The organism is Microbacterium sp. NPDC097977 (assembly GCF_040302605.1).
Lineage (GTDB): Bacteria > Actinomycetota > Actinomycetes > Actinomycetales > Microbacteriaceae > Microbacterium.
Window position 1 is genome coordinate 14,374 of the sequence record NZ_JBEOUR010000013.1, and the last position, 24,773, is coordinate 39,146.

Consider the following 24,773-nt stretch of genomic DNA (forward strand, 5'->3'; position numbering starts at 1 on the left):
ACGCGCGACCCGGATCAGTTCCTGCCGGAGTCGCCGTTCTACTTGTCCGGCTTGTCTGTTTTGTCCGGTCTGTCGGCCTTGTCGGGGTTGTCGAGCTTGTCGGCTTTGTCGGCCTTGCCCGAGTTTCCGGGGGTTCCGGAGTTTCCCGGGTTCCCCGAGTTCCCGGGGTTGCCCGAGTTCCCGGGGTTGCCCGAGTTCCCGGGGTTGCCCGAGTTGCCGGGGTTGCCCGAGTTGCCGGGGGTTCCGGAGTTCGCCGGCATCTCCGCGTCGGTGACCGTCTCGACGGGCGTGCTCTGCGGCTCGGCCTCAGCGGGTGTCGACGCCGTACGGACGACCGCCGTCGACGCCACGCGCCCGATGTCGGATGCCGGCGCGGTGAAAGCCACGAGACCGACGACGAGCGCCCCGGCCGCGGCAACACCGGCAGCGCCGGCGATCACGCGGGTGCGGGTGCCGGTGCGGGCGCCGCGCGGCGTGCGGGCGCGAAGGGGAGCGTCCGCGCCGTCCGTCGCGGGGAACACGGCCGTGGCACCGGTCCGAGTCGCCCCGGCCGCTCCCGGATCCCGCGCCGGGCCCACCGCATCCGGCTCATGCACCGTATCTGCCGCAACTCGATCGTCTGCTGCGCCGGCTGCGCCTACTCCGCCTGCCGCGCCGACTACACCGACTGCGCGGGTTTCACCGGCTGCACCGGGCACTCCGACCCTGTCGACCCCGCCGACTGCGTCTGCCCCGCCGACTGCGTCTGCCCCGCCGACTGCGTCTGCCCCGCCGACCACACCCCGCGCGGGGGTCGGACCGGCGGCCGCGACGATCGATGCGGAACCCGCGGCGACGGCGGTCTCGCTCGTATCGGCGGCGTATCCCCGCACCAGGCCGCGCGCGACGCGGGCGACCTCGGCGGCGGCCGGGCGCTCCTGAGGGTCGAGGCGCGTCATCCGCGTGATCAGGTCGCGCCAGCCGTCCGGCACCGTCGCCGGGATGATCGGCGGGTGCGCGAGCCGGGCGATGGCCGCGGCGCGCCCCGACGCGAGCGAGGGGTATCCGGCCTGGCCGGTGAGGGCTTCGAGTGCGACCAGGCCGAGAGAGAACACGTCGACCGGCGTGCCGGGCTCCTGATCGCGGAGCTGCTCCGGGGCCATGTAGGTGAGCGTGCCGAGCACGATGCCGGGAGTGGTGAGCCGAGTGTCGTCGATGGCGCACGCGATGCCGAAGTCGGCGAGCTTCGCGACCACCGGTCGACCCGTGCGGTCGGAGGCGAGCAGCACGTTCGACGGCTTGACGTCGCGGTGGACGATCCCCGCCGCGTGCACGGCGGTCAGCCCCGCGGCGAGGTCGCGGGTGATCCGCGCGACGTCCGCGGGTGGCATGGGGCCGTCGGTCATGCGGTCGGCCAGCGTCGGCCCCTTCACGAACTCCATGACCAGGTACTGCGGGCGATTCGGGGTGAGCTGCGCGTCGTACAGCGTGACGAGAGAGGGATGGCTCAGGGAGGCGAGCAGCGTCTTCTCGGTGTGCGCGCGCTCGATCGAGGCGACGGGCCCCTGACCCTCGTGGATCATCTTGATCGCCACGGTGCGGCCGAGGTGGGTGTCTTCGGCGCGGTAGACCGTCGCCATTCCGCCCTGTCCCACACGGTCGTGCAGAATGTAGCGTCCATCGAGCAGTGCCGCCGTGGGCGACATCACTTCCAGCGTCATCACGTGCTCCTTGCAGCTGCATCCGGGTCATGCAACGTCACACGGTATCGACGGCGGCGGGTGCTCGTCACAGGGGTTGACGCGGACGTCGATCGATGGATGCGGTCGCCTGAGCGGCGGACGGAGAGCGTGCCCGAACGTGTCAAGGGTCTCGGCCCCGGTCGCACTCTGACGTAGAAAAGAGGGAGATCGAAAGGTAGGGGCATGGCCGCAGGCGACATCGAGACCTTCCAGCGTGACGGGATCTGGTTCAACCGGATCGAGGGCGAAGCCCGCACGCTGGGTTCCAGCTTCGAGACCGAGGAGGAGGCCGTCCGGGTCGGTCGTGGCGCGGCCGCCGCACGCCAGGTTCAGCACGCCGTGCGTTCGGAGGAGGGGCCGTCGGACACCCGCAACCTGCACGATTGGCATCCGCGCGACCTCATGAACTGAGCGCGATCTTCGGAGAGATGTCACCTCAGCGGAAGGCGCCCGGAACGCACGGAGTCGTGTCACGGGCCGACATCGGACTGGCCGCGAGCCCGCGGGCATCCGTACCCTGGAGACTCCGCCGTGAAGGAGTTCCGTGTCCGAGAGTCGCCGCACCGTCGTGAAGAGTCGTCGATCGCAGCGCGCGTGCGCGCCGCGATGTCGAGCCGAGGGCTGAGCGTCGAGCACCATGAGCGACTCCGTGAACGCCGACCCGCATCCGTTCGACTCCCGCACGAGGTTCGATCTCGATCGACCTGAGAGCCGTAAGTGGAGTCTGCATCCCGGCCACATCGGCGCGTGGGTCGCGGAGATGGATTTCGGCGTCGCGCCGGTGATCGCGGAGTCGCTGCACCGGGCGATCGACGAGGAGAACCTCGGGTATCTCTCGCCGCCGCTGGCCGCCAGGCTCGGCGAGGCGACGGCGGCATGGATGCGCGACGAGTACGGCTGGAACATCGACCCCGACCGCGTGCATCCGGTCTCCGACGTCATGGCGGCCCTGCGCGTCGCCGTCGAGGAGTATGCGCCTACCGGATCCGCGGTGATCGTGCCGACTCCGGCATATATGCCGTTTCTGACATATCTGCCGTCGATCGGGCATCCGGTGATCGAAGTGCCCGGGATCCAGACGGTCGACGCGCAGGGACGGGTGCGCTGGCACCATGATCTGCAGCGCATCGACGAGGCTTTCGCGGCCGGCGCCCGCACGCTCGTGCTCTGCAATCCGCACAATCCCACCGGGACCGTGGTCGAGCGCACCGAGCTCGAGTCGCTCGCCGAGATCGTCGAGCGGCACGGTGGCCGCGTGTTCGCCGACGAGATCCATGCGCCGCTGCGCTTCGACGGACGCCCCTTCATCCCCTATGCCTCGCTGTCGGACTCGACGGCGGCGCACACGATCACCGGAACGAGCGCATCGAAGGCCTGGAACCTCCCCGGGCTCAAGACCGCGCAGCTGATCACCTCGAACGACGCCGATCAGCAGCTGTACAAGAGGTTCGGGTTCTCGGTGCAGCACGGTGCCGCGACGCTCGGAGTGGTGGCCTCCACCGCGGCCTACCGCGAGGGCAAGTCGTGGCTCGACGGGGTGCTCGAGTACCTCTCGCAGTCGCGCCGGGAGCTCGGGTCGCTGGTCTCCGAGCAGCTGCCCGGGGCGGTGTACCGCGAACCGGAGGCGACCTACATCGGATGGGTCGACACACGCGCGCTCGAGATCGACGGCGCGCCCGCCGCGTTCTTCCGCGACCGTGCGGGGGTCGTGCTCACCGAAGGCCGCCTGCTCGGTCGCGGATACGAGGACTATGTCCGGGTGGTGTTCGCGACGCCTCGGCCGATCCTTCGAGAGGCGTTCGCGGCGATGGGGGATGCGGTGCGCGACCGCTGAACCGGCGGGCGGGGCGCGGCGTGGCGCGGGGCGGTGCGGTGCGGGGTCGATCTCGCATCCGGGAGGGCTGTTTCGGGTGCGGAACTGACCCCGTCCGAATCGGTGGGCGGGCGCGGCAATCGGGCGGGGTGCGGTGCGGTGCGGGGCGGTGCGGGGTCGATTTCGCATCCGGGAGGGCTGTCTCCGGTGTGGAACTGACCCCGTCCGAATCGGTGGGCGGGCGCGGCAATCGGGCGGGGTGCGGTGCGGTGCGGGGCGGTGCGGGTTCGATTTCGCATCCGGGAGGGCTGATTCCGGTGTGGAACTGGCCCCGCCCGAATCGGTGTGCGGCGCGGTGCGGCGGTCGGGTGGGCGCGCGGGCGCGGCCCGGTGCGGGGTCGATTTCGCATCCGGGAGGCCTGTTTCGGGTGCGGAACTGGCCCCGCTCGAATCGGTGGGCGGGCGTGGTGCGGCGGTCGGGCGTGCGGCCGGGCGGGCGGGTGCGGTGCGGGGTCGATTTCGCATCCGGGAGGGCTGTTTCGGGTGCGGAACTGGCCCCGCTCGAATCGGTGGGCGGGCGCGGTGCGGCGGTGGGGTGGGCGCGGTGCGGCGGTCGGGCGGCTGGGTGCGGTGCGGGGTCGATTTCGCATCCGGGAGGCCTGTTTCGGATGCAGAACTGACCCCGCCCGAAGCCGGCGGGCAGGCGGACGCGGCGGGCCGAAAGGCGGCCAGGCGCCCGCGGCGGCTAGGCGGAGACTGAGGCCCGCCCGGCCAGCGCCGCAGCGATGCGTTCGACGGCCTCGACCAGCAGGGGCCGGGGCAGCGCGAACACGAACCGCGTGTAGCCGATGGCCGCCTCGCCGCAGGCGGCGCCGTCGGTCATCGCGACTCCCGCGTGCTCGCGGAACCACTCGGCGAGATCGCCGGTCAGCCCCGTCTCGCGGAAGTCCAGCAGGGCGATGTAGCTGCCCTCGGGCACGATCATCCGCACGCCGGGGAGCTTCTCGTCGACGAGCTGCGCCAGCGTCCGCCGGTTGCGGTCGAGGTACTCCACGACGTCGTCGAGCCACGGGGCGCCGGCCGTGTAGGCCGCGATGTTCGCCACGACGCCCAGCGTCGAGGTGCCGTGTCCGGGCCAGAATCCGAGGCGCTCCCAGAGCTCGGCGTCGGTGTCGTTCGAGATGATCACCTGGGCGCACTTGAGTCCCGCGAGGTTCCACGCCTTCGAGGCGGAGGTCGCGGTGAACGTGTGGGCGGCGGCGGCATCCGACACCGAGGCGTAGGGGATGTGCTGCGCCGGGGCGTAGACGATGGGGGCGTGGATCTCGTCGGCGAACACGCGTCCGCCCGCCGCCGACACCGTCTCGGCGATGGCGAGCAGCTCGTCGCGGGTCGCGACCGTGCCGAGGGGGTTGTGCGGGTTGCAGAGCACCAGCATCTCGCCGCCGTCGCGGAATGCCTGGGCGACGGCATCCAGATCCATGATCCAGCGTCCGTCGACCTCGATGCTCGGCACCTCGATCACCCGGCGACCGTGCATCGGCGGCACGAAGAGGAACGGCATGTACGCGGGCGTCGGCACGATGACGGCCGACCCCGGGGAGGTGAAGTTCTCGATCGCCAGCTCGAACGCGGCGATCACGTCGGGCACATGGTGCACCCGGTCGGCCGGGATCTCCCACCCGTACGACTCCGCGTACCAGCGGGCGGTCGCGGCGGAGAGGTCTTTCGCGAGACGCTCGGGCAGATAGCCGGTCACGCCGACGTCGAGAGCATCCTTGACCGCGTCGGTGATGGCGGGGGCGAGACCGAAGTCCATCTCCGCGACGAACGCGCCGATCATGTCGGGAAAGGTCGTCCACTTCAGGCTGCCCGCGCTGTGCAGGTCGTCGCGAGTGATCTGGTCGAACGCGGGGGAGGTCATGGTCCAATCCTTCCACCCGCCGGCGACACCGGGCCCGGGTCGGCGACAGGCGCGGCATCCGCCCGCGGGTCGCCGTTGAGCGTCATAGCCTCGCGTGCCAGGATTGCCCCGACCCGGCTCGCGGTACCGCGAGCCGGCGGCGACGAAGGGAACCTCATGCAGCTCGCGATGATCGGACTCGGCCGGATGGGCGCCAACATCGTGCGCCGTCTCATGCGCGACGGCCACGACTGCGTGGTCTACGACGTGAATGCGGATGCCGTGCAGGCCCTCGTCGCGGAGGGAGCGACGGGCGCCGACAGCATGGCCGACCTGGCGTCGAAGCTCGAAGCCCCCAGGGCGATCTGGATGATGGTGCCCGCCTCTCTCACCGGACAGGTCGCCGACGAGGTCGCGGCGGTGCTCGATGAGGGCGACATCCTCATCGACGGCGGCAACTCGAACTACCGCGACGACGTGCGGCGTGCTGCGGCACTGCGGGAGCGCGGCATCCACTACGTCGACGTCGGCACCAGCGGCGGAGTGTTCGGGCTCGACCGCGGATACTGCCTCATGGTCGGCGGGCCCGACGAGGCCGTGCAGCGCATCGAGCCGGTGCTGCGCACGATCGCCCCGGGCGTCGGCGAGATCGAGCGCACGCCCGGTCGCGCCGGAGACCTCACCCCCGAGGAGCAGGGATATCTGCACTGCGGCCCGTCGGGTGCGGGGCACTTCGTGAAGATGGTGCACAACGGCATCGAGTACGGCATCATGGCGTCGATCGCCGAGGGCCTCAACCTGCTGCACAACGCGGACGCCGGGGTGCGCGAGGCCGAGCACTCCGCCGAGATCGCCCCGCTCGAGGAGCCCGAGTTCTATCAGTTCCCCATCGACACGTCGAAGGTCGCCGAGCTGTGGCGCCGAGGATCCGTGATCTCGTCGTGGCTGCTCGACCTGACCGCGGCCGCCCTCGCCGAGAACCCGCAGCTCGACGGACTCGCCGGCCGGGTGTCGGACTCGGGCGAGGGCCGCTGGACCGTCAAGGCCGCCGTCGACGTCGGAGTTCCCGTGCCGGTGCTCGCCGCTTCGCTGTTCGAGCGCTTCGCGTCGCGCGGCGAAGACCACTTCGCGAACCAGGTGCTGTCGGCGATGCGTCTGCAGTTCGGCGGGCACCAGGAGCTGCCCGCCGGCGACGTGCTCGAGGCCGGTGCGCGCAAGGCGGAGTCCGACTGAGTCGAGTGGGCCTCGCTCGTCGTGCGAGGCCCCGCCCGTTGAGCGAGCGAAGCGAGACGAAACGCGCACCGGTTCCCAGCCCGCGCTCGTTGAACGAGGCCCGCGCCCCCGCCCAGCCCCCGCCCGTTGAGCGAGGCCCGCACTCCCGCCCGTTGAGCGAGCGAAGCGAGACGAAACGCGCCCGCATCCGCACTCCTGACGTGTGTCCGCGGACGCCCCGCGAGCGCTATGGTGCAGGCATGGACGGCACACCGGATGCTGCGCGCGAGCGCACCGCGCAGGCTCGAACCGACTCGCACGGCGACGAACACGCCCCGCCCCCGCTGAGCCGCAGGACGGTTCGCCGGCTGTCGTGGACGCTCGCCTGGAGCATCCCTCTGATCGCGTTGATCGTCGGCATCGCGCTGACGGTCACCGGGTCGATCGAGCAGCTGGAGCCGATGGGCGAGGGCAGCTTCGAGGTCACGCTGCTCGCGGTCTGGCCCGCGGGTGTCGCGTTCCTCGCTTCGGGAGTGCTGGGGCTCACAGCCGCCGCCATCGCCACGGCGTTGGTGACCACGGTCCCCGCCCATTGAGCGAGCGAAGCGAGACGAAACGCGCCCGCATCATCTGACGCGCCGCTAGTCGCAGGCGATCCCGTCGCCGTCGCGGTCGAGGTCGTAGATGTCGTTGCCGACAACTTGCACCGGACCCTGCACGTATGACGGTCCGTTCCCGCTGCCGCCTGCGCAGTCGACGTCGCTGTCGATCGGCACGCAGGCTCCGGCATAGTTCGGATCGCATCCACCGCCTGCCTGCACGAGCGGCACCGGAGCCGCGGGTGCAACGGGCGCGGGCGCCTTGCTCCCGATCGCCGTGACCTCCGCGACAGGCGCCACGGAGATCGCTTCGCCGATGGCCTCGCGCGAGACCTCCACGCCGTCGACCAGCGTCACTCGATACGTGATGATCTTCACGCCGTTCGCGCCGGCGGTGACCAGAGCAGTCGTGCCCTGGTCGCGCTGCGGGTCGTCGACGGTCGTGGCCTCGAACGGCACGGGGACCTCTTCGGTCACCGTCTCGAACGTGGTCGGAATCGGGGTGGGCGTGGGCGTCGAGCTCGGCACCGCGGCGACGCTCTGCGGCTCGGATGACGCTGATCCGCCGCCCGCAGTGACCGTGCCACCGCTGTTCGGGCTCGCGTTCGCGAGGCCGCCGCCGGTGAAGAGAAGTGCGGCCAGGCCGAGGGCCAGCAGGCCGGAAGGCCGCGATCGAAGTCCGAGGGCGGGCAGCGGGCGTGAGAACAGCACGACCAGACCCACCGCGATCACCGCGGTCGCGACGAGGAGGATCGCGATCGGCGACAGCCTGGCGAGGAGCCCGCCGACGACGAGTGCGCCGACGATGATCCCCGCCGTGCGCCATCCGGTGCGACGCGTGCTCGGCGCGGATGCCTCGGGAGCTACGGGAGCTGCGGCCGTGCTGAACTGTGTCGTCGCGGCGGCGGCCGGTGACGGCGCCGTCGCGCCGGTCCACTTCTGGCCGTCCCACCAGCGCAGCTGATGCGGATTCTCCGGATCCGGATGCCAGGCGGCAGGAGGCTGTGACATGAGTGTTCCCCTCGACGATGAGGCGACGAATCGCCGGCGTTCCCCAGAGCGCCACTGCCTGTATATCGGTACGACGGCGCACCCGACAACAGCCGAATCTGAAACGTGATGAATCGTGAATCAGCCCCCGCTGCTACCATCGGTGCCTCCTGCATCGCCGCATCGGAGGTCGGAAGTGAAGCGTTCTGTCGGTTGGTTCCTCGGATCCTTCATCCCCATGGTCGTGTCCGGGGCCGCGCTGATCCTGTTGGTGCCGAGCATCACCGATCCGGATTCGATGCTGCAACCGTGGATCCCGTCGGTGCTGGGCGCGGTCTTCGCGGCAAGCGCCTTCGTGGCCTGGAAGGTCCGCCCGGATTGGAAGCGCAACACTTCGACCTAGGCCCCGGGGCTGGTGGCGCGCCCGCTCAGCCACAGCAGTACTCTGATCCTCATCCCGCACCACCCGCGCACGCCCGCATCGAAAGGACATCGGCGAGATGAGACCACTGCGCTATTCCATCAACGTCACGCTCGACGGGTGCGTCCATCATGAGGCGGGGGTCGCCCCCGATGAGGAGTTGATGGGCTTCTGGGTCGCTGACATGCAGCGAGCGGATGCCGTCGTCTACGGCCGAACCACGTACGAGATGATGCAGTCGGCCTGGCGCCGCCCGGCATCCGGGGTGTGGCCCGACTGGATGGACGAGTGGGAGGTGCCGTTCGCCGACGCCCTCGATCGGATGCCGAAGCACGTCGTCTCGAGCACGCTGCCCTCCGTCGACTGGAACGCCGAACTCGTCACCCGTGATCTGGGCGAGGCCGTCCGGCGGTTGAAGGAGCAGCCGGGGCGGGGACTGTCCGTCGGCGGGGTGACGCTGCCGTTGGCCCTGGCCGAGCTCGGCCTGATCGACGAGTACACCTTCGTGGTGCATCCGCTCGTCGCCGGGCACGGGCCGCGGCTGCTCGACGGGCTGAGTGAGCGGCTGACCCTGCGCCTGGTCGATCGGCGGGAGTTCGCGTCGGGTGCGGTCGCCCACCACTACGTCGTCCGTTGAGCGAGGCCGACGTTTTCGTCTGAGACGAATGCGCCAATCTCGCGCAGCGATCAACTGATCTCGACCACCATCCCGAGCTCGGGGTTCTCCCCGCACGTGCGCCCGCGCCGCTGGGCCGTGCACACCCCGACCGACGACGAGCAGGCGATGTTCTACGCGGTCGCGGATCGCTTCGGCGAGCACCCCCGAGCGACGAACTTCGAGGTCCCGCCGGCTCGATCTCTTGAGCCGAGCGCGTCGAGGTCTGGCACATCTACGCGCAGAAGCACGGGACCCGTCAGAGCGCCCAGCGGATCGCAGAGCGCAGCGGTTTCGGGTACGGCGAGATCGTGCTGCTCACGAGGCAGCCGCCCCGCACCTTCCGCCCCGGCGTCACCGAGCAGGGAGAGAACCGAGACGAACAGAACCGATCGTGACCTACTCTGACTTCCCGGACCGCCCCGTGGACTTGAACGCCGCGCCGAACGCCACACCCAGCGCGATGCCCAAGGCGACACCCAAGCCGATGTTGTCGAACAGCAGCATTCCTGCCCCCGCGCCGATCGGAATTCCGAGCGCCATCCCGAGGGCGATACCGAGACCGGGCTTCTTCTTCGAGCTCTCATCTGGTTCGGTCATGCCCAGAACGGTACGCACGATGCAGAGCAGACGCATCCCCCGCAAGACGGATACGCCTCGAGCCGCGGTGAGGCGGAGAGTGGCAACGACGGATGCCTGAGCCGAAGGAGTGGGTGACCGCGAAGGAAGCTGCCCTGTTGATCGGCCGGCAGGTGTCTCAGGTGGCGAGGTCGGTTCCGCTGGGGATGAAGGGGTACATGGGTCAACGCGCCCACTCGCTCGTCGGGCGAGCCAGGCGACGTCGGCCGTGGCGGATCGATCGGCATGCCCGCCTCGATAGCCTGTTCTCATGCCCCGTCCTCGTAGTGAAGCCGCACGCCGGTCCGTGCTCGAGGCGATGCGCGCTACCGTCGTGGCCGGCACCTACGAGGTCGTGACGATCGAGGGGCTGGCCGAGACGGCCGGAGTCGCGAAGCAGACGATCTACCGCTGGTGGCCGTCGAAGGCGGCGATCCTCGGCGAGGCGCTGCTCGAGGGAGACCTGCCCGGCGCCGACCCCGTGGTCGCGATGAGCGACGACATCCGCGTCGACCTGCATGCGTGGTTCTCGGCGATGTCCGCCGGCATGGAGCGGCCCGAGGGGGTGGCGCTCGCCCGGGCGCTGATCGCGGTCACCGCGACTGACCACGAGCTCGGACTCGCGTTGAACGAGCGGCTTGCGGCGCCGATCCGCTCGTGGGTCGCGGAGCGGATCGCACGCGGTCAGTCGGCGGGCGAGATCCGCGCCGATGTGGATGCCGACGCCATCGCCGACCAGCTCATCGCCATGGCGTCGTACGCCGCCCTGATCGGTCAGCCGCTGAGCGCGGAGCGCGTCGACGAGACCGTGACGCGGCTGCTGCGGGGGATCGCGGCCTAGTCAGTTCGGGCTACGCGTTGCGAAGCGGTAACGGCGCCACGGAGAGACCAAGTCGGCCGATACGTTTAGGCCGATGAAAACTCCACTGCGCCTCGCGACGGCTCTCGCTGCTGTCTTCCTTCTGACCTCCTGCAGCGCCCCGGTTGCTGACACCACGGTCGACTCGACGTCGGCTCCGACCGAGCAGGTCGAAGAAGTAGAAGAGGCACCTGAGCCGGTCGATCTGACCGGTGAGTGGAAGCAAACCAACTCCGGAGCAGAAGATAGCTTCCAGTCGGCCACGATCACCGGACAGACCATCGAGGTCTTCTGGAACAGCCCTGACATGCAGGCGATCTACTGGGCCGGAAACGTCGAGATCCCGGCGGACGGGTCGACCTCATTCACCTGGGATTCCGTGAACGACACGACCAAGACCGACAACGCCCTCATGGCGTCGAGCGACGACACGAAGACCTTCACCTATGCCGACGGCGAGCTTTCGTATGAGCTCACGGCTCTCGGCACGACGATGACGGTTCGCCTCGCGAAGCAGTGATCGATCTTCTCTGATGCTCTCGCTGGACTGGGTTCTCCGAAGCGCCGACATCCGGCCCGACGAGGCGATGGTGATTCGCCATGCCTATGTGCGGGAGCATGAGGACAGTGGGCTCCAGGGCATCCACGCCGATTCAACCGACGACGAGATCCTCCATTACACGAGTCGGCAGAGCGCGACGCAACGGGTCTTTCCCGTCACACCCCCGAGGTACTGGATCGTCTTCATCCGTGAAGACGGAGGGCGTGCTCGGTTCTGGGCGGTCGTCGAGAACCAGGGTGAGGCCTGGAATGACGGCAGGCAGAGGGCATTCATTCTGGCAGTGTCGGAGCAGATGGACGACCTGCGAAACAGACTCGTCATCGGCTGGAAATCGCCCCGCGCCTGGTGGATCAACGGCGTGACAGCCGCTCCGTACCCTGTCCTGGAAATTGCCGATGCCAAGCCGATTCCGTTCCCCGGGTTCGATGGCCTGGTTCTCGATCATCCCCAACTTCAGGCGGTTATGCGTGACCACCGGTATGAGTCGTGGCGCACCGCACTGGCGTCGGTGAAGGGGATCTACCTGATCACCGATACGCGCGACGGTCGTCACTATGTCGGCAAAGCCGATGGGGCGGAGAGCATTCGTCAGCGTTGGGCGATCTACGCAACGAATGGGCACGGCGGAAATGTCGAGCTACGGAATCTAGATCCGTCGACCTTCCGATACTCGGTTCTTCGAGTCTTCGATCCGGCGACGCCCGAGCGCGACGTCAACGAGGCCGAGGAGCATTACAAGCGAGCTCTTGACTCACGACGCTGGGGATTGAACCGCAACTGAGCGTGTCGATGAGACCGTGACGCGGCTGCTGCGGGGGATCGCGGCCTAGCGACGGGCGCTTACGGCGTGCAGTAGGCGACGATCGCGTCGGTCGCGGTGCGCAGCTGGGTGGATGCGGCATCCACGCCACTGACGTCACCGGCGATCGCCTTCTCGCCCTCGGCGGCGAACGCATCGATGCTCGTCGCCCACGAGTCGCGGAGCGTGACGAACTCGGCGGGACCGTCGATGCCGCGGATCTTCTCGGCGACCGTCTTCACCTCGGTGAGAGCTGCCTGCGCGGCCTCGGGGGTCGGCGAACTGAAGCTCTCGATCACACCGCTCACCTGCACGGCCTGGGCCGCGACCTGACCGCACGCCGCGATGGTCGACGCCTGAGAGCATCCGGAGAGCAGCAGGATGCCGACGGCCAGTGTCGCGAGCGCGGGGAGCTTCTTCATGCGTGCCACTGTAGGCGGGGGAGATGTGAGGACTATTGCCGGCCCCAGGCGGGGCCGAAGAAGGTCACGGGCTTGCCGGCGGCTTCTGCGTAGGCGATCTCTCGGAGCGTCGATTCGCCGTAGTCCTCGCCTCGGTTGGCCACCATGACCCGATCGGCCAGGTCGATCTTGCGCAGGTGCAGCTCGCCGAGCGTAGCCTTCTGCTCGTCGGTGATCGGGCGGTCGATCTCGGTGGGCATGAGCACGATGATGCCCGCGAGGGTCAACGACTGGCTCATGATTCGCATGTTCTCGGCGAATCGCATGGAGCCGCAGATGCAGACGATCTCGGGACGTTCGGGCATGGGGTCAGTCTGTCATCGGGTCCGCCGACGGGGAAAGAGAACGCCCCTGCCGTTCGGGTCGGCAGGGGCGTTGTCATCGGGGTGCTTACTGCACCGACCATCCGCCATCCGATGCCAGCACGGCACCGTTGATGTTCACGGCGTCGTCCGAGAGCAGGAACGTGATCGATGCGGCGAGGTGCTCGGCGGTCGCGACCGTCGGGATCGCCTGCTGGAACGGGGCCAGGCGCCCGGAGCCGTACTCCGACATGTTCGGAGGCATCGGGATGCCGGTGGCGACGCCGCCCGGAGCGACGGAGTTCACGCGGATGCCCTTCGGTCCGTACATGAACGCCGCGGACTTCGTGACGCCGATGATGCCGTGCTTGCTGGCCGTGTAGGCGTTGCCCGACGAGTTGCCGCGCAGACCCGCTTCGCTCGAGACGTTGAGGATCGAGCCGCGTCCGGCCTTCTCCATGATCGGCAGCACTGCGCGCATGAGCTTGAACGGGGCGGTGAGGTTGATGGCGATGACGCGGTCCCAGACGGCATCCGTCGTCTCGCCCGCGGGGGAGAAGTCGTCGTTGATGCCGGCGACGTTCGCAAGAGCGTCGATGCGGTCGCCCGCGGCGGCGATGACGGCGTCGATCGCGTCCTGCTTCGTGAGGTCGCCGGCGACGGTGGTGATGTCGGCATCCGGCAGCTCGGCCTTCAGGGCGTCGAGTTTGTCGGCGGCGATATCGGAGGCGATGACGCGTCCGCCTTCACGGGCGATGCGGGATGCCGTGGCCTTGCCGATTCCGGATGCTGCGCCCGTGACGATCACGGTCTTGCCGGCGAAACGTCCGGCAGTGGGCTTCTCGGTCCAGCCGTTCTCTTCTGTGGCATCGGGGATCTCGCCGTTGTTGGCTGCGCGCACGAGGTCGTCGACGACCGACTGCGGCAGTGCGCCCTGGCTCATCGCGACGAGCTGCTGCAGCGGCAGGCCGAGCACGGGGGTGAGGAGCTCGGGGTCGGCGCCCGTCTGCTCGAAGAGTGTGCGGATGAGTGGTCCGCCGATCGGGTCGTTCAGCCAGTCGCCGATGGTGGAGTGTGCGGTGAGGGCCATGGGGGTGCTCCTTGAGGCTTGGGTTTCGCAACGGTGCGTCTACTTATGTTTGAGTATACGTCTGGCTGCGCAGAAGTGCTTGTCGCGGGGCTCGGGTGGAAGCGGGGGTGTGCGCCGACGCGGTCCTGCGGTCGCACGGGCGCTGCAGAGATTTTGGGCGTCGAGTTCACCGTGCCGGAGGCGGAGATCGCGGAGTACCTCGCGAGCATGCGGCAGATTGCGGATGCGGAGATCGCGGAGGACCCGGTCGATTAGCGATCGCCAATCTACCTGCCCGGCCGCGCCGTGGACGGGCGTCCGGGGGAGGAGGCACCCACGCGATCGCTAGACCTCACGAGTCTCTCCCCGAGCCCATTCCGAGGAATCGGTCGAAGAAGCGCGCAAGCGCCTCAATGGAAGTCCGCTTATTCTCACCATGCCCGCCGTCCGCAGCGAAGCGTGATACCGGCGGAAGGATCTTCGTAATCGCGGTCCCTGTCGTCCGGAGCTGGCCATCGCGAAACGCTGCCTCGATGAACGCACGCGTTTCATCGGGGCGGAGCTTCTGATCGGTGATCAGTGTTTCAAGCTCGGTGTCGCGCTTCGCCGTCACGAACGCCTTCCACTGTTCGTCGACGGCGCCGGTCACAGAGACCGAGTCAACGAAGTCCTCTACAAGGTCGCGCTTGCTGCGCAGGCTCGGGCTGGCGTCGACCGCTCGGGTGATCTCTGCGCGTATCTCCTTGTCCTCGCCATCTCCAAAGCCGGCCCGGTACTTCTCGACAAGCATCAGGATGTAGTCGACATTGATCTCGACCTGTTTGATCAGCTCGATCTCGAACACGACGTCGTCATTGATGAGCTCTTTGTCCGAGTCGCGGTCCTTGCGGAATTCGGCGTAGAAGTCGAGATACCAGCTGCGATAGTCCTGCGCCTGGCGCTCGGTCAGCGGATCCTGACCGGCGAAATCATCGAAGGAGGTGAGGATATTCTGGAGCCGCAGGATGGCGCCGAACAGCGCAATGAAGTCCTTCTGTGCGGACTCACCGATGATCTGGGCGCCGAGCGGGAAGCGCTTCAGGAGCTCCGTGACCTTCTCGACGTAGTCGCCGTAGTAGTCCTGATACGGCTTGAGGAGAACGACTCCGCGGGCATCCTTGTTGCCGAACAGCTCGAGGGCGGCGTTCGTCGCATCCTCGAGGTTCCGGAACGAGACGATGTTGCCGTAGGTCTTGACGGAGTTCAAGATGCGGTTAGTGCGCGAGTACGCCTGGATGAGGCCGTGCGACCGGAGGTTCTTGTCGACGAACAGCGTGTTGAGCGTCGTGGCGTCGAAGCCGGTCAGGAACATGTTGACGACGATGACCAGGTCGATCTCGCGGTTCTTCATCCGCTGCGACAGGTCCTTGTAGTAGTTCTGGAACTTGTCGGCACTCGTGTCGTAGCTTGTCCCGAACACGTCGTTATAGTCCTGGATGGCATCTTCCAAGAACTCACGGTTGTCGGTTGAGAGCGAATCGGTGTCGAACGCTTCATCGTCGAGGATGTCCTCGTTCGGCGCGTCGTTGGCGCCGTAGGAGAAGATAACGCCGACCTTCAGGCGGCGATCCGGCGTCAGGTCCTGCTGCTGAATCTGGAAATGGTTGTAGTAACGGCGGGCTGCCTCGATCGATGCCGTCGCAAAGATTGCGTTGAAGCCGCGGACACGCTTCTTTTCTCGTAACGCCTCAGCACGTCGACCGGTGCGGACCGACTCAGCGACGTTCGTGACGACGGAGTGTTCGTAGCTCGAAGCACGCTTGGTCTTCTGATCGAAGTGCTCAAGCGTGTACTTGACGATCTCGCTGATGCGCCGTGAGTCGAGTAGTGCCTTCTCAGTATCGATGGATGACACTTGCTTGTCGTCGGGGTCGCCGATCTTGACGGTGTTGATGTAATCGATCCGGAATGGCAGGACGTTCTTGTCCGTGATCGCGTCGACGATCGTGTAGGTGTGCAGCTTGTCACCGAACGCCTGCTCGGTGGTCTTGAGCTGGGGGTTGCCACCCGTCCCGGAGTTCGCGGCGAAGATCGGCGTGCCGGTGAACCCGAAGAGGTTGTAGCGCTTGAAAGCCCGGGTGATGTCGGTGTGCATGTCGCCGAACTGCGACCGGTGACACTCGTCGAAGATGATCACGACGTGACCCGAGTAGATCTCGTGGCCCTTGTTGGCGCGAATGAAGTTCGACAGCTTCTGGATCGTTGTGATGATGATGCGGGCGTTCGAATCCTCGAGCTGCTTCTTCAGGACCGCGGTCGACGCGTTTGAGTTCGCGGCTCCCTTCTCAAAGCGGTCGTACTCGCGCATCGTCTGGTAGTCGAGATCCTTGCGGTCGACGACGAACAGAACCTTGTCGACGCTGGCAAGCTTCGATGCGAGCTGCGCTGTTTTGAAGGACGTGAGCGTCTTGCCCGAACCAGTCGTGTGCCACACGTAGCCGCCGGCTTCGACCGTGCCGAGGCGCTTGTAGTTGGTGGCGATGTCAATGCGCTGCAGGATCCGCTCGGTAGCGACGATCTGGTAGGGGCGCATGACCAGCAGGTCGCGGTCAACGGTGAGCACGCAGTACTTCGTGAGGACGTTCAGCAGCACGTGCTTCGCGAAGAAGGTCTTCAGGAAGGCGGTGAGCTCCTGAATCGGCCGATTCTGTGCGTCCGCCCACCACGACGTGAACTCGAAGCTGTTGCTGGTCTTCTTCCTGCTTCCCGAGCTCTTCTTGCCCTCGTCGATGTGACGGTTGCGAGTGGTGTTGGAGTAGTACTTCGTCAGCGTGCCGTTGCTGATCACGAAGAGCTGAACGTACTCGAACAGTCCGCTACCAGCCCAGAAACTATTGCGCTGGTAACGGTTGATCTGGTTGAAGGCCTCGCGAATGTCGACGCCGCGGCGTTTGAGCTCGATGTGAACCATCGGAAGGCCGTTGACGAGCACGGTCACGTCGTAGCGGTTGGCGCGCTTCGCTCCACCCTCGTTCTGTCCGATCTCGTACTGGTTGATGACCTGCAGACGGTTGTTGTGAATGTTCTTCTTGTCGATGAGCATCACGTTCTTCGTCGAGCCATCGTCGCGCGTCAGGATCTGGACGTGATCCTCCTGGACGCGGAGCGTCTTCTCGGCGATGCCGTCGTTCTGGCTCGCGACCTTGCTCTTTAAGAAGTCGTCCCACTCCGAGGCGGTGAAGGTGATGCCGTTCAAAGACTCCAGCTGGGTTCGGAGATTCCCGATGAGCTGCGCTTCGGTCGTAATCGGGAGGTACTCGTACGCCTGCGACTGCAGCAGGCGGATCATCTCACGCTCGAGGTCTGCTTCCGATTGGTACGCCGTTGCCTGATCGCAGTCGGCGACGTACTCGGCGACGACCGTGCTCTCGGCAGAGACGGCGATCAGATCGTACTTGCGCGCGGGTGCGTCGCTCATGCCGAATCCTGCTCGAAGGTCAAGAGCTTGTCACGGTAGTACTCGTACTGCTTGCGGCGGGCGGCGAGCTCTGCAGGGAGTCCGATGCTGCGGTCATTCACGAGGGTGTCGAAGTGGTCGAGGATCTCCACAATGTGTCGCTGATCTTCAATTTTAGCGATGGGGACAAGAACCTTGCCAAGGTCCCCCTTATTTACCGCAGGGATGCTACCTACTTTGCGCAACAGCACTAATTCATCCTGGATGTTGCGAAGAAAATGATAGAGGAACCTATCCATAAGGCCGGAGCTCTGACTTCGAACCTCATAGCAGAGGGGGCCACACCAAAAGCGATCCGACTGGAAACTCACGTGTCCGGCACTGCCCTGACCTCGCGACGGGATTGTCACGGTGCCGCCTTCTCTGTTGAAACTATCGAGGTATCCCGAGGGCTCGTTTCCAGCGTTGATGTATGCAAACTCACCGTGTCCAGAAGTAGTCGCTGGTTTCATCCCCGTGCGTATACTGGTCACTGCTGACAGGGGTCGCCACTGAGCTTGCGCGAACGATTGTTTGGATACGAGCTGGTCCCGGAAATGGGCATACTGTAGCCGCCGGGCCTCCAGCTCCGCTTCCAGCTCCGCGTCTAGCTGTGTGAACTGATCCAGCACTCTCACGATCTCATGTTGAATCGCTCGAGGCGGGACGGGTATTCGCGCTCGCGAAATAGCCTGCGTGGAGATCGACGATATTTTCGACGATGAAATCTGTTGCCGAATCTGATCACGAAACGCTCGTGATGCGAAGAAATATGAAACGAACTTTGGGTTCAATGGGCTAGAGAACGCATAGCAAGCATCGTGAATGGCAATCGGGGATGCGCCGAGCCAAGCGACAGACTTGCCTATATCTTTAATTGTCTCGCCGGCGGATGCCAGAATCACATCTCCCGGCACTGCAAAGCGCAGCGACCTCGCGCGTTCATGCGAAACAAAGGAAAAGCTATCCGTTGCGGCGACTCCATATTTGGTGTAAATCTCGCCGTAGTGAATGCAGGGGACGCCAGCGTCAATCATGTCTGCCTTAACAAACCGCTTTCCGCGCACAATCGACCCGATTTCACCCAACGCTTTTAGCGGCACCCCAGTAGGGCAAAGCTCTGCAACAAGCTCGTCGAAGCGACTCACCTCGAAGCCTCCACATCGGTGACGAACGCTTCAATCGCGATTCGGAGTTCCGCCTGACGCGCCACGATCTGCGCGACCTCAGCGTTAAGTGCTGTTATATCTATGACCTCGCGGGTGTCTTCAATCTCAACGTACGAGGACACGGCGATGTTGTAGCCGTTGGCAGCAATGTCCGCGTTGGCGGCCAGCGCGGAGTAGTGCACCTCCTCGACACGGCCTTCGAGGGTCTTCAGGACGTTCCGCTGGTGGTCAGGCGTCAGCTTGTTCTTGTTGCCGACGCGCGTGAACTCGGCCGAGGCGTCGATAAACAAGACGGAGTTGTCCGTCTTGGACTTCTTGAGCACGATGATGCAAGTCGCGATAGTCGTGCCGTAGAAGAGGTCCGGCGGCAGCTGGATGACGGCGTCGACGTAGTTGTTGTCGATGAGGTACTTGCGAATCTTCGCTTCCGCGCCCCCGCGGTACAGCACACCTGGAAACTCGACAATGGCAGCGGTGCCGTTCACAGCGAGCCAGCTGAGGATGTGCATCGTGAAAGCGAGGTCGGCCTTCGACTTCGGTGCGAGCACACCGGCCGGCGCATACCGTTCGTCGTTGATCAGGAGCGGGTTTGCGTCACCATCCCACTTGATCGAGTACGGAGGATTGGACACGATCGCCTCGAACGGCTCATCGTCCCAGTGAGCCGGGTCGATAAGGGTGTCGCCGTGAGCGAGGCTGAAATCGGCGTAGTTGATGTCGTGGAGGAACATGTTGATCCGCGCGAGGTTGTACGTCGTCAGATTGATCTCCTGACCGTAGAAGCCCTCGCGGACGTTCTCCTTGCCAAGCACCTTTGCGAACTTCAGCAGCAGCGATCCGGAACCGGCAGCAGGGTCGTAGACCTTGTTCACCGAGGTCTTGCCGAGAACCGTGATGCGTGCCAGCAGCTCAGAGACTTCCTGCGGCGTGTAGTACTCGCCACCAGACTTCCCGGCATTGGCCGCGTACATCTGCATGAGGTACTCGTACGCGTCGCCGAACAGGTCGATCGAGTTGTCCTGCAGATCTCCGAGCGGGAGATCACCGATGGCATCCAGCAGCTTGACCAGCGTCCTGTTGCGCTTGGGTACCGTCGCACCGAGTTTGTTGCTGTTGACGTCGAGGTCGTCGAAGAGCCCCTTGACGTCGTCTTCGCTATCCGTGCCGAGAGCCGAACCCTCGATGTTCTTGAAGACCCGCTCCAGAGTCTCGTTGAGGTTCTCATCCGAAGCCGCACGAGCGCGGACATTCGCGAAGAGCTCCGACGGGACGATGTAAAAGCCCTTCTCGGCCACGGTCTCTGCGCGACCGAACTCGGCTGCGGCGTCCGGGAGCTGCGTGTAGTCGAACTCAGCGTCACCCGCCTCGTGCTCGCCCTTGTTGAGGTATGCCGTCAGGTTCTCGGAGATGAATCGGTAGAAGAGCATCCCAAGCACGTACGACTTGAAGTCCCAGCCGTCTACGGATCCACGCAGATCGTTCGCGATCCGCCAGATCGTTTTGTGCAGCTCGGCTCGCTGGCCTTCTTTGGTGGTCGGTGCCATGGTGTTCGTCTCCTGCGCAGCGTGGCGCGATTTGTATAGTCACGCTCACACCCAAGCTATCGGTCGATGCCGACACAGGACGGGAGCGCCTCAGCGGGGGCGTCGGTGATTTCGTCGAGGCTGCGCGCTTACTTGGGAATGTTCGCCGGCAGCACTAACGTCGCGTTGATCATCCTCACTCCCGCCACCAACTTGCCCGGCGTGCCGCTCACATCCAGCGCATGCGCCGCGGTGGTTGTCCCCGTCGGCGCGATCTCATACCGCCGCGGCTCCGTGGTGGGCGGGCGTTCGGGTCGGACTTGGTGTTGGCGGCGACGCCACGGCGGTCTCGAGCGCGAACGGCCTTTGTCGGTACCCATACGATGACTTGAAGACGCGTCTCTACTCTGGAACGCGCCAGATTCGGGAGGCTTCAACGTGGGCGTTGAAATGGGACTGTGGCGCGCAGAGGGCGGCAAATTGAGCCGGATTGTCACGACGCCGATCGGTCTGGAAGCCCAGCTGGAGGCGTACATCGAGTCGGACCCGTCCATTCTCGGTGAGCCGCTCCTGGTCATCGGGCGGCAGATCCCCACCGCCCATGGGGGCTTCATCGACCTTCTCGCACTCGATGACAGCGCGACGGTGCACGTCATCGAACTGAAGCGCGACAAGACTCCGAGAGACGTGACAGCGCAGGCGCTCGACTACGGCTCCTGGATTTCCACGCTGAGCCGCAGTGACGTTGCTTCGATGTTCGAGAACTATAAGCCGGGTGCTGTGCTGGAAGAGGCTTTCGCCGAAGCGTTCAACGAGACCTTGCCGGAGGAAGTGAACGCGGCGCAGGTCTTCACGATCGTGGCCGCGAGTGTCGATGCGGCCACGGAACGCATCGTTCGCTTCCTCAACGAAGACTACGGCGTGCCCATCAACGTCGTCTTCTTCCGCCACTTCACCGACAACGGAGCCGTCTACCTTGCTCGGACATGGCTCGTCGAGCATGAGAGCGGAGCTACCGGAGGGTCCGCCTCGGGGATACGTCAGACCAAGACGAGAGAGCCGTGGAACGGCACGGACTGGTATGTCTCGTTCGGGGATTCTCCAGAGGGCCGCCGCTGGTCCGACGCCGCAAAGTACGGCTTCGTCTCGGGCGGTGGCGGGGAGTGGTTCTCGCGTACGTTGAAGAACCTGCCGACCGGAGCTCGAGTCTTCACGTGTATCCCCGAACACAGGGCAGAGCGCTGAGATGCGGGTGCGCACCCCGGGTGCCTCGACGCCGATCATCGTCTGGCCGATGACCGCGCATCCGCCCATGCCGCCGAAGATCCCCGAGAGTGTGTCTGCCACCGCCCTGCGCCCACGACTCACGCGATCGACGATAGCTACTTGATCAACCGCCGCCGCGGCGCAGCGCTCCGCGGCGGTGCCGACCGCAGGTGCCCGCTGACCTGCCCCATCACCCGCGCCAGCATCTCCACATCCTCCGCGCTGAGCGACTCGAACAGATGCGTCTTCACTGCCTCGATGTGCCCGGGGAACACCTTCGCCAACACATCCCGCCCCTCGTCCGTGATCGTGACGATCGTGCTGCGCTCATCCTCCGGCGACGGTCCACGCGTGACGAGCCCCCGCTCCTCCAAGGACTGCGCCTGATACGTCAGCCCACTCCGGCTGTACACGACCCCATCTGCAAGGTCCGTCATCCGCTGCGAACCGTCTGGAGCGTCGCCGAGCCGAGCGAGCAGGTGGAACTGGACGTAGCTGAGCTTGCCGACGTCGCGCAGCTGCTTCTCCACCGCATGCCGCAGCAGGCTGCTCACCTCGGTGAAGGCGAAGTAGGCCGCGAGCTCCGTCGGGGAGAGGCGAGGGGGTGGTGTGCTCATGAATCCAGTATAGGTGTTGCTTCGAATTCGAAGCAGTGCTACGTTCATCTCATTGCTTCGAATTCGAAGCATCTGGCGAAAGGAAAGATCATGAAGGCAGTACGGTTCCACGAAGTGGGCGGCCCCGAGGTTCTGCAGTACGAGGAGATCGACCAGCCCATCCCGAGCGTCGGCCAGGTGCGGCTGCGCGTCGCAGCATCCGCGTTCAACGCCGCCGACAACGGCATGCGCGCCGGATTCCTGCCGATCCAGGTCGTGTTCCCGCACGTTCCCGGCTACGACGTCTCAGGAACGATCGACGCCGTGGGCGACGACGTCGACGGCTTCGCGGTCGGCGACGCGGTGATCGCCTTCTTGCCGATGGCGACCGATGGAGGAGCGGCGGAGTACGTCATCGCCCCCGCGGATGCGCTCGTCGCCGCGCCGACCAGCGTGCCGCTCGCGGATGCCGCAGCGCTCCCGTCGGTCGCGCTCACCGCTCGGCAGGCCTTGTTCGACGACGGCGGCCTCAAGGCGGGGGAGCGAGTGCTCATCGTCGGCGCCGGCGGGGTCGTCGGCAAATACGCGATCGCCCTGGCGAAGCGTGCGGGTGCGTACGTCATCGCGACGGCCAGCCCGCGGAGTGCCGAGGCAGTGCGCGCAGCGGGTGCCGACGAGATCATCGACCACACCAAGGCCGACGTCCTCGACGCCGTCACCGATCAGGTCGACCTCCTGCTCAACCTGGCTCCCATCGAGCCGGACGAGTTCACCGCCCTGGTCGGACTCGTGCGCGACGGGGGAGTCGTCGTGAGCACCACCGCCTGGATGCCGGCACCCGATGATGCTGACCGCGATGTGCGGTCTGTGATCGTGTTCGTGCGGAGTGACGCCGAGAAGCTGGCCGAGCTGGTGTCTTTGGTCGATGAGGGCGTGCTTGCGCTCGAGGTCACGCGGTGCATTCCGCTGACCGAGCTTCCGGCGCTGCATGCGGAGGCTGCTGAAGGTCGGGTTGTGGGCAAGGTGATTGTGGTTCCGTGATTCCGGATCACGCTGAGCCATCGTGTCGTTGAGCGAGCGCAACGTGCTTCAGGCCGCTGCGCTCGTTCAAAGCGGGCCTGCACTCTTCGCGAGAAGCGAAAACCGTACAGGTCGTGCTCCTGTTAGCGTGCTCCCGGAGGCATCTGTGAGTCAGGGTCGCGTTATCGATGTTGTGGCTGCTGTCATCGAGCACGAGGGCATGTTTCTTGCGTGTCGTCGTCGGCCCGAGAAAGCAGCCGGTGGGAAGTGGGAGTTTCCCGGCGGGAAGATCGAACCGGGCGAGACCAACGAAGCGGCCCTGGTGCGGGAGATTCAAGAAGAGCTCGGCACCGGCATCGACGTGGTCGGCCCACTACGCACTGACGATACGACAGTTGGTAACAACATCATCCGACTCGTCTGTCTTCGCGCGCAGCTACGTGGTGACATGCCCACGAGCAGCTCTGATCATGACGAACTTCGCTGGCTGAGCCCAGGTGAACTGTCAGGTCTTGATTGGGCGGCGCCGGATCTGCCCGCGGTAGCAGAGCTCGCGGGCTCTACTCCTACTCGATGATCTCGAAACCCGTACCGTCTCGGACAATCAGGGTGATTCCCAACTCGGACAGCAACCGCTCCAGATGCGCGACAGGACGGCTCGGAAGCAAGACAACTGGCACTGCGCTTCGGCCGGATTCGCGGGCAAGGAGTGCGTAGTCCAGCACCTGCCCGATCGCGGTGCGCACGTATTCGCGCGCGGGTGACTTCTTCGCCTCGATGATCCATCCCGACTCCTCGACGTACATATCGGGTTCGATCGTTGCGCCCGAAGCGCGGAGGCGAAGCCGCTGTGGTGTCTCGCCGCGGCCCTTTATCCAATTCCCGAAGTCCCGTTGCAGCTCGAACTCGATTCGGGGGACTTCTCTGTCAGCGATGACGGAGGGCGCGCCGACAACGTAGGCCGACGTTTCCGGAGCCGTCCACTCGGTCGCCTGGTGCTCCTCTGTCGCAATCGGAGAAGCCGGTCCCAGTGCTTCGGTGTCAGCGTCAACGGGAACGAGCTTGAAGATGATCCCGTCGCGGAGCGTCCAATCGGAATCGCGGATTTTCTCGACGCTGTAGGCGGGTTCCCCTGTGGTGAACTCCCCGACGTAAGTGACTTCCGTGCCCCGCTTGGTGAACACACGGATAGGCCGGTCGTTCTGCGCAGCGTCCCTCAGGGCGCGGTTGCCGCGAACGAAGCGTTGATTCCCGTACTGCCCTTCGCCCGTGTACAGGAAGGAGCCATCCGCCTGCAGCCCCTCGTACTCTCCATACCCGTGTCGGTCGCCCCTCCCCGGATGGGTCACAACAAGGATGTCCCGGACAGACTTAGGCGTGATGATCCCGCTTTGCTGCTGCCCGCCGTATGCCGCGTGAAGTTGATGGCGTTGGACTGTGTCGCCGATCTCCAAAGTCCAGATCCTCGGACTAAGGTCTTCAGGCCGGCGGACGAGTCGAGCCCGAACGGCGTCGGCTTGAACATCGTCGAGTTCCCAGCGGGTTACACCTTGGGGAAGCGTGCCGTATAGCTTCCGCAGCTCAGTACGGATGCGCTTCTGGTTGAGGTTCAGTTCGAGTGACAGCTGGGCCGGAGTGGTGCTCACAGGTCGCAGCATATCGATATGCCAGAATCGCGCGCTCCCTTGCTCTGCCCTGCATCGGGCAGAGTAGACGCCTTCTCTGGCGTCAGGCTCAAGC

General features: G+C 65.7%; 24 protein-coding genes. 12 read left to right on the forward strand and 12 right to left on the reverse strand.

What is annotated here, in order from left to right; all coding sequences use genetic code 11:
* Nucleotides 1-38: 38 nt before the first annotated feature.
* Nucleotides 39-1,700, reverse strand: coding sequence for a serine/threonine-protein kinase (locus ABTZ43_RS05070; protein WP_350538038.1), 1,662 nt, complete (start codon nt 1,698-1,700; stop codon nt 39-41).
* Nucleotides 1,701-1,904: 204 nt separating this feature from the next.
* On the opposite strand from ABTZ43_RS05070, the gene ABTZ43_RS05075 reads away from it, so the two are divergent.
* Nucleotides 1,905-2,132, forward strand: a complete 228-nt coding sequence (locus tag ABTZ43_RS05075) for a DUF2188 domain-containing protein (RefSeq protein ID WP_056414066.1) — start codon at nt 1,905-1,907, stop codon at nt 2,130-2,132.
* A gap of 226 nt (nt 2,133-2,358) precedes the next feature.
* Complete coding sequence (locus ABTZ43_RS05080) at nt 2,359-3,555, forward strand: MalY/PatB family protein (protein WP_350538039.1); 1,197 nt, start codon at nt 2,359-2,361, stop codon at nt 3,553-3,555.
* Between the two features lie 724 nt (nt 3,556-4,279).
* On the opposite strand, the gene ABTZ43_RS05085 is transcribed toward ABTZ43_RS05080, so the two are convergent.
* The gene (locus tag ABTZ43_RS05085; RefSeq protein WP_350538040.1) at nt 4,280-5,458 is read right to left on the reverse strand and encodes a MalY/PatB family protein; all 1,179 of its coding nucleotides are present in this window, start codon (nt 5,456-5,458) and stop codon (nt 4,280-4,282) included.
* A gap of 156 nt (nt 5,459-5,614) precedes the next feature.
* Between ABTZ43_RS05085 and gnd the strand changes: the two genes are divergently transcribed.
* The gene (gene gnd / locus ABTZ43_RS05090) at nt 5,615-6,670 is read left to right on the forward strand and encodes a phosphogluconate dehydrogenase (NAD(+)-dependent, decarboxylating) (protein ID WP_350538041.1); all 1,056 of its coding nucleotides are present in this window, start codon (nt 5,615-5,617) and stop codon (nt 6,668-6,670) included.
* 239 nt (nt 6,671-6,909) lie between these two features.
* A complete protein-coding gene (locus ABTZ43_RS05095; protein ID WP_350538042.1) occupies nt 6,910-7,245 on the forward strand; it encodes a hypothetical protein in 336 nt (111 codons plus the stop codon).
* A 45-nt stretch (nt 7,246-7,290) separates the two neighbouring features.
* On the opposite strand, the gene ABTZ43_RS05100 is transcribed toward ABTZ43_RS05095, so the two are convergent.
* Nucleotides 7,291-8,259, reverse strand: coding sequence for a G5 domain-containing protein (locus ABTZ43_RS05100; RefSeq protein WP_350538043.1), 969 nt, complete (start codon nt 8,257-8,259; stop codon nt 7,291-7,293).
* Between the two features lie 175 nt (nt 8,260-8,434).
* On the opposite strand from ABTZ43_RS05100, the gene ABTZ43_RS05105 reads away from it, so the two are divergent.
* Both ABTZ43_RS05105 and ABTZ43_RS05110 read left to right on the forward strand, forming a co-directional pair.
* Entirely contained in the window at nt 8,435-8,641 is a 207-nt protein-coding gene (locus ABTZ43_RS05105) for a hypothetical protein (RefSeq protein WP_149421800.1), read from the forward strand.
* 97 nt (nt 8,642-8,738) lie between these two features.
* Nucleotides 8,739-9,296, forward strand: a complete 558-nt coding sequence (locus tag ABTZ43_RS05110) for a dihydrofolate reductase family protein (RefSeq protein WP_350538044.1) — start codon at nt 8,739-8,741, stop codon at nt 9,294-9,296.
* Nucleotides 9,297-9,713: 417 nt separating this feature from the next.
* On the opposite strand, the gene ABTZ43_RS05115 is transcribed toward ABTZ43_RS05110, so the two are convergent.
* Nucleotides 9,714-9,914, reverse strand: a complete 201-nt coding sequence (locus ABTZ43_RS05115) for a glycine zipper domain-containing protein (RefSeq protein ID WP_350538045.1) — start codon at nt 9,912-9,914, stop codon at nt 9,714-9,716.
* Between the two features lie 289 nt (nt 9,915-10,203).
* Here ABTZ43_RS05115 and ABTZ43_RS05120 point away from each other — a divergent pair, with 289 nt between their 5' ends.
* From ABTZ43_RS05120 to ABTZ43_RS05130, 3 genes are all read left to right on the forward strand, one after another.
* Nucleotides 10,204-10,773, forward strand: a complete 570-nt coding sequence (locus tag ABTZ43_RS05120) for a TetR/AcrR family transcriptional regulator (RefSeq protein ID WP_350538046.1) — start codon at nt 10,204-10,206, stop codon at nt 10,771-10,773.
* Nucleotides 10,774-10,846: 73 nt separating this feature from the next.
* Nucleotides 10,847-11,311: a hypothetical protein gene (locus tag ABTZ43_RS05125; protein ID WP_350538047.1), complete on the forward strand. Its 465-nt coding sequence runs from the start codon at nt 10,847-10,849 to the stop codon at nt 11,309-11,311.
* A 13-nt stretch (nt 11,312-11,324) separates the two neighbouring features.
* Nucleotides 11,325-12,134 (forward strand): GIY-YIG nuclease family protein, encoded by an 810-nt coding sequence (locus ABTZ43_RS05130; protein ID WP_350538048.1) that lies wholly within the window; start codon nt 11,325-11,327, stop codon nt 12,132-12,134.
* 59 nt (nt 12,135-12,193) lie between these two features.
* Here the strand turns inward: ABTZ43_RS05130 and ABTZ43_RS05135 are convergent, their stop codons facing one another.
* The 6 genes from ABTZ43_RS05135 to ABTZ43_RS05160 all read right to left on the reverse strand — a co-directional run bounded on the left by ABTZ43_RS05135 (nt 12,194) and on the right by ABTZ43_RS05160 (nt 20,172).
* The gene (locus tag ABTZ43_RS05135; RefSeq protein ID WP_350538049.1) at nt 12,194-12,574 is read right to left on the reverse strand and encodes a hypothetical protein; all 381 of its coding nucleotides are present in this window, start codon (nt 12,572-12,574) and stop codon (nt 12,194-12,196) included.
* A gap of 32 nt (nt 12,575-12,606) precedes the next feature.
* Nucleotides 12,607-12,918: a hypothetical protein gene (locus ABTZ43_RS05140; protein WP_350538050.1), complete on the reverse strand. Its 312-nt coding sequence runs from the start codon at nt 12,916-12,918 to the stop codon at nt 12,607-12,609.
* An 85-nt stretch (nt 12,919-13,003) separates the two neighbouring features.
* Complete coding sequence (locus ABTZ43_RS05145; RefSeq protein WP_350538051.1) at nt 13,004-14,005, reverse strand: SDR family NAD(P)-dependent oxidoreductase; 1,002 nt, start codon at nt 14,003-14,005, stop codon at nt 13,004-13,006.
* 331 nt (nt 14,006-14,336) lie between these two features.
* Nucleotides 14,337-17,441 (reverse strand): type I restriction endonuclease subunit R, encoded by a 3,105-nt coding sequence (locus ABTZ43_RS05150; RefSeq protein WP_350538052.1) that lies wholly within the window; start codon nt 17,439-17,441, stop codon nt 14,337-14,339.
* Nucleotides 17,438-18,607 (reverse strand): restriction endonuclease subunit S, encoded by a 1,170-nt coding sequence (locus tag ABTZ43_RS05155; RefSeq protein WP_350538053.1) that lies wholly within the window; start codon nt 18,605-18,607, stop codon nt 17,438-17,440. The genes ABTZ43_RS05150 and ABTZ43_RS05155 overlap by 4 nt, the downstream gene beginning before the upstream one ends.
* Nucleotides 18,604-20,172: a type I restriction-modification system subunit M gene (locus ABTZ43_RS05160; protein ID WP_350538054.1), complete on the reverse strand. Its 1,569-nt coding sequence runs from the start codon at nt 20,170-20,172 to the stop codon at nt 18,604-18,606. The genes ABTZ43_RS05155 and ABTZ43_RS05160 overlap by 4 nt, the downstream gene beginning before the upstream one ends.
* A 732-nt stretch (nt 20,173-20,904) precedes the next feature.
* On the opposite strand from ABTZ43_RS05160, the gene ABTZ43_RS17255 reads away from it, so the two are divergent.
* Complete coding sequence (locus ABTZ43_RS17255; RefSeq protein ID WP_502885328.1) at nt 20,905-21,396, forward strand: DUF8606 domain-containing protein; 492 nt, start codon at nt 20,905-20,907, stop codon at nt 21,394-21,396.
* 137 nt (nt 21,397-21,533) lie between these two features.
* Here ABTZ43_RS17255 and ABTZ43_RS05170 read toward each other — a convergent pair whose 3' ends face one another.
* Nucleotides 21,534-22,034, reverse strand: coding sequence for a MarR family winged helix-turn-helix transcriptional regulator (locus ABTZ43_RS05170; protein ID WP_350538055.1), 501 nt, complete (start codon nt 22,032-22,034; stop codon nt 21,534-21,536).
* Between the two features lie 90 nt (nt 22,035-22,124).
* Between ABTZ43_RS05170 and ABTZ43_RS05175 the strand changes: the two genes are divergently transcribed.
* Nucleotides 22,125-23,054: an NADP-dependent oxidoreductase gene (locus ABTZ43_RS05175; RefSeq protein WP_350538056.1), complete on the forward strand. Its 930-nt coding sequence runs from the start codon at nt 22,125-22,127 to the stop codon at nt 23,052-23,054.
* 172 nt (nt 23,055-23,226) lie between these two features.
* The gene (locus tag ABTZ43_RS05180) at nt 23,227-23,610 is read left to right on the forward strand and encodes a (deoxy)nucleoside triphosphate pyrophosphohydrolase (RefSeq protein WP_350538057.1); all 384 of its coding nucleotides are present in this window, start codon (nt 23,227-23,229) and stop codon (nt 23,608-23,610) included.
* Here ABTZ43_RS05180 and ABTZ43_RS05185 read toward each other — a convergent pair.
* Nucleotides 23,600-24,679 carry an SRA domain-containing endonuclease gene (locus ABTZ43_RS05185; RefSeq protein ID WP_350538058.1) on the reverse strand — a complete coding sequence of 360 codons (1,080 nt, stop codon included), beginning with the start codon at nt 24,677-24,679 and terminating at the stop codon, nt 23,600-23,602. The two genes, ABTZ43_RS05180 and ABTZ43_RS05185, sit on opposite strands and share 11 nt — an antisense overlap.
* Nucleotides 24,680-24,773 lie beyond the last annotated feature (94 nt).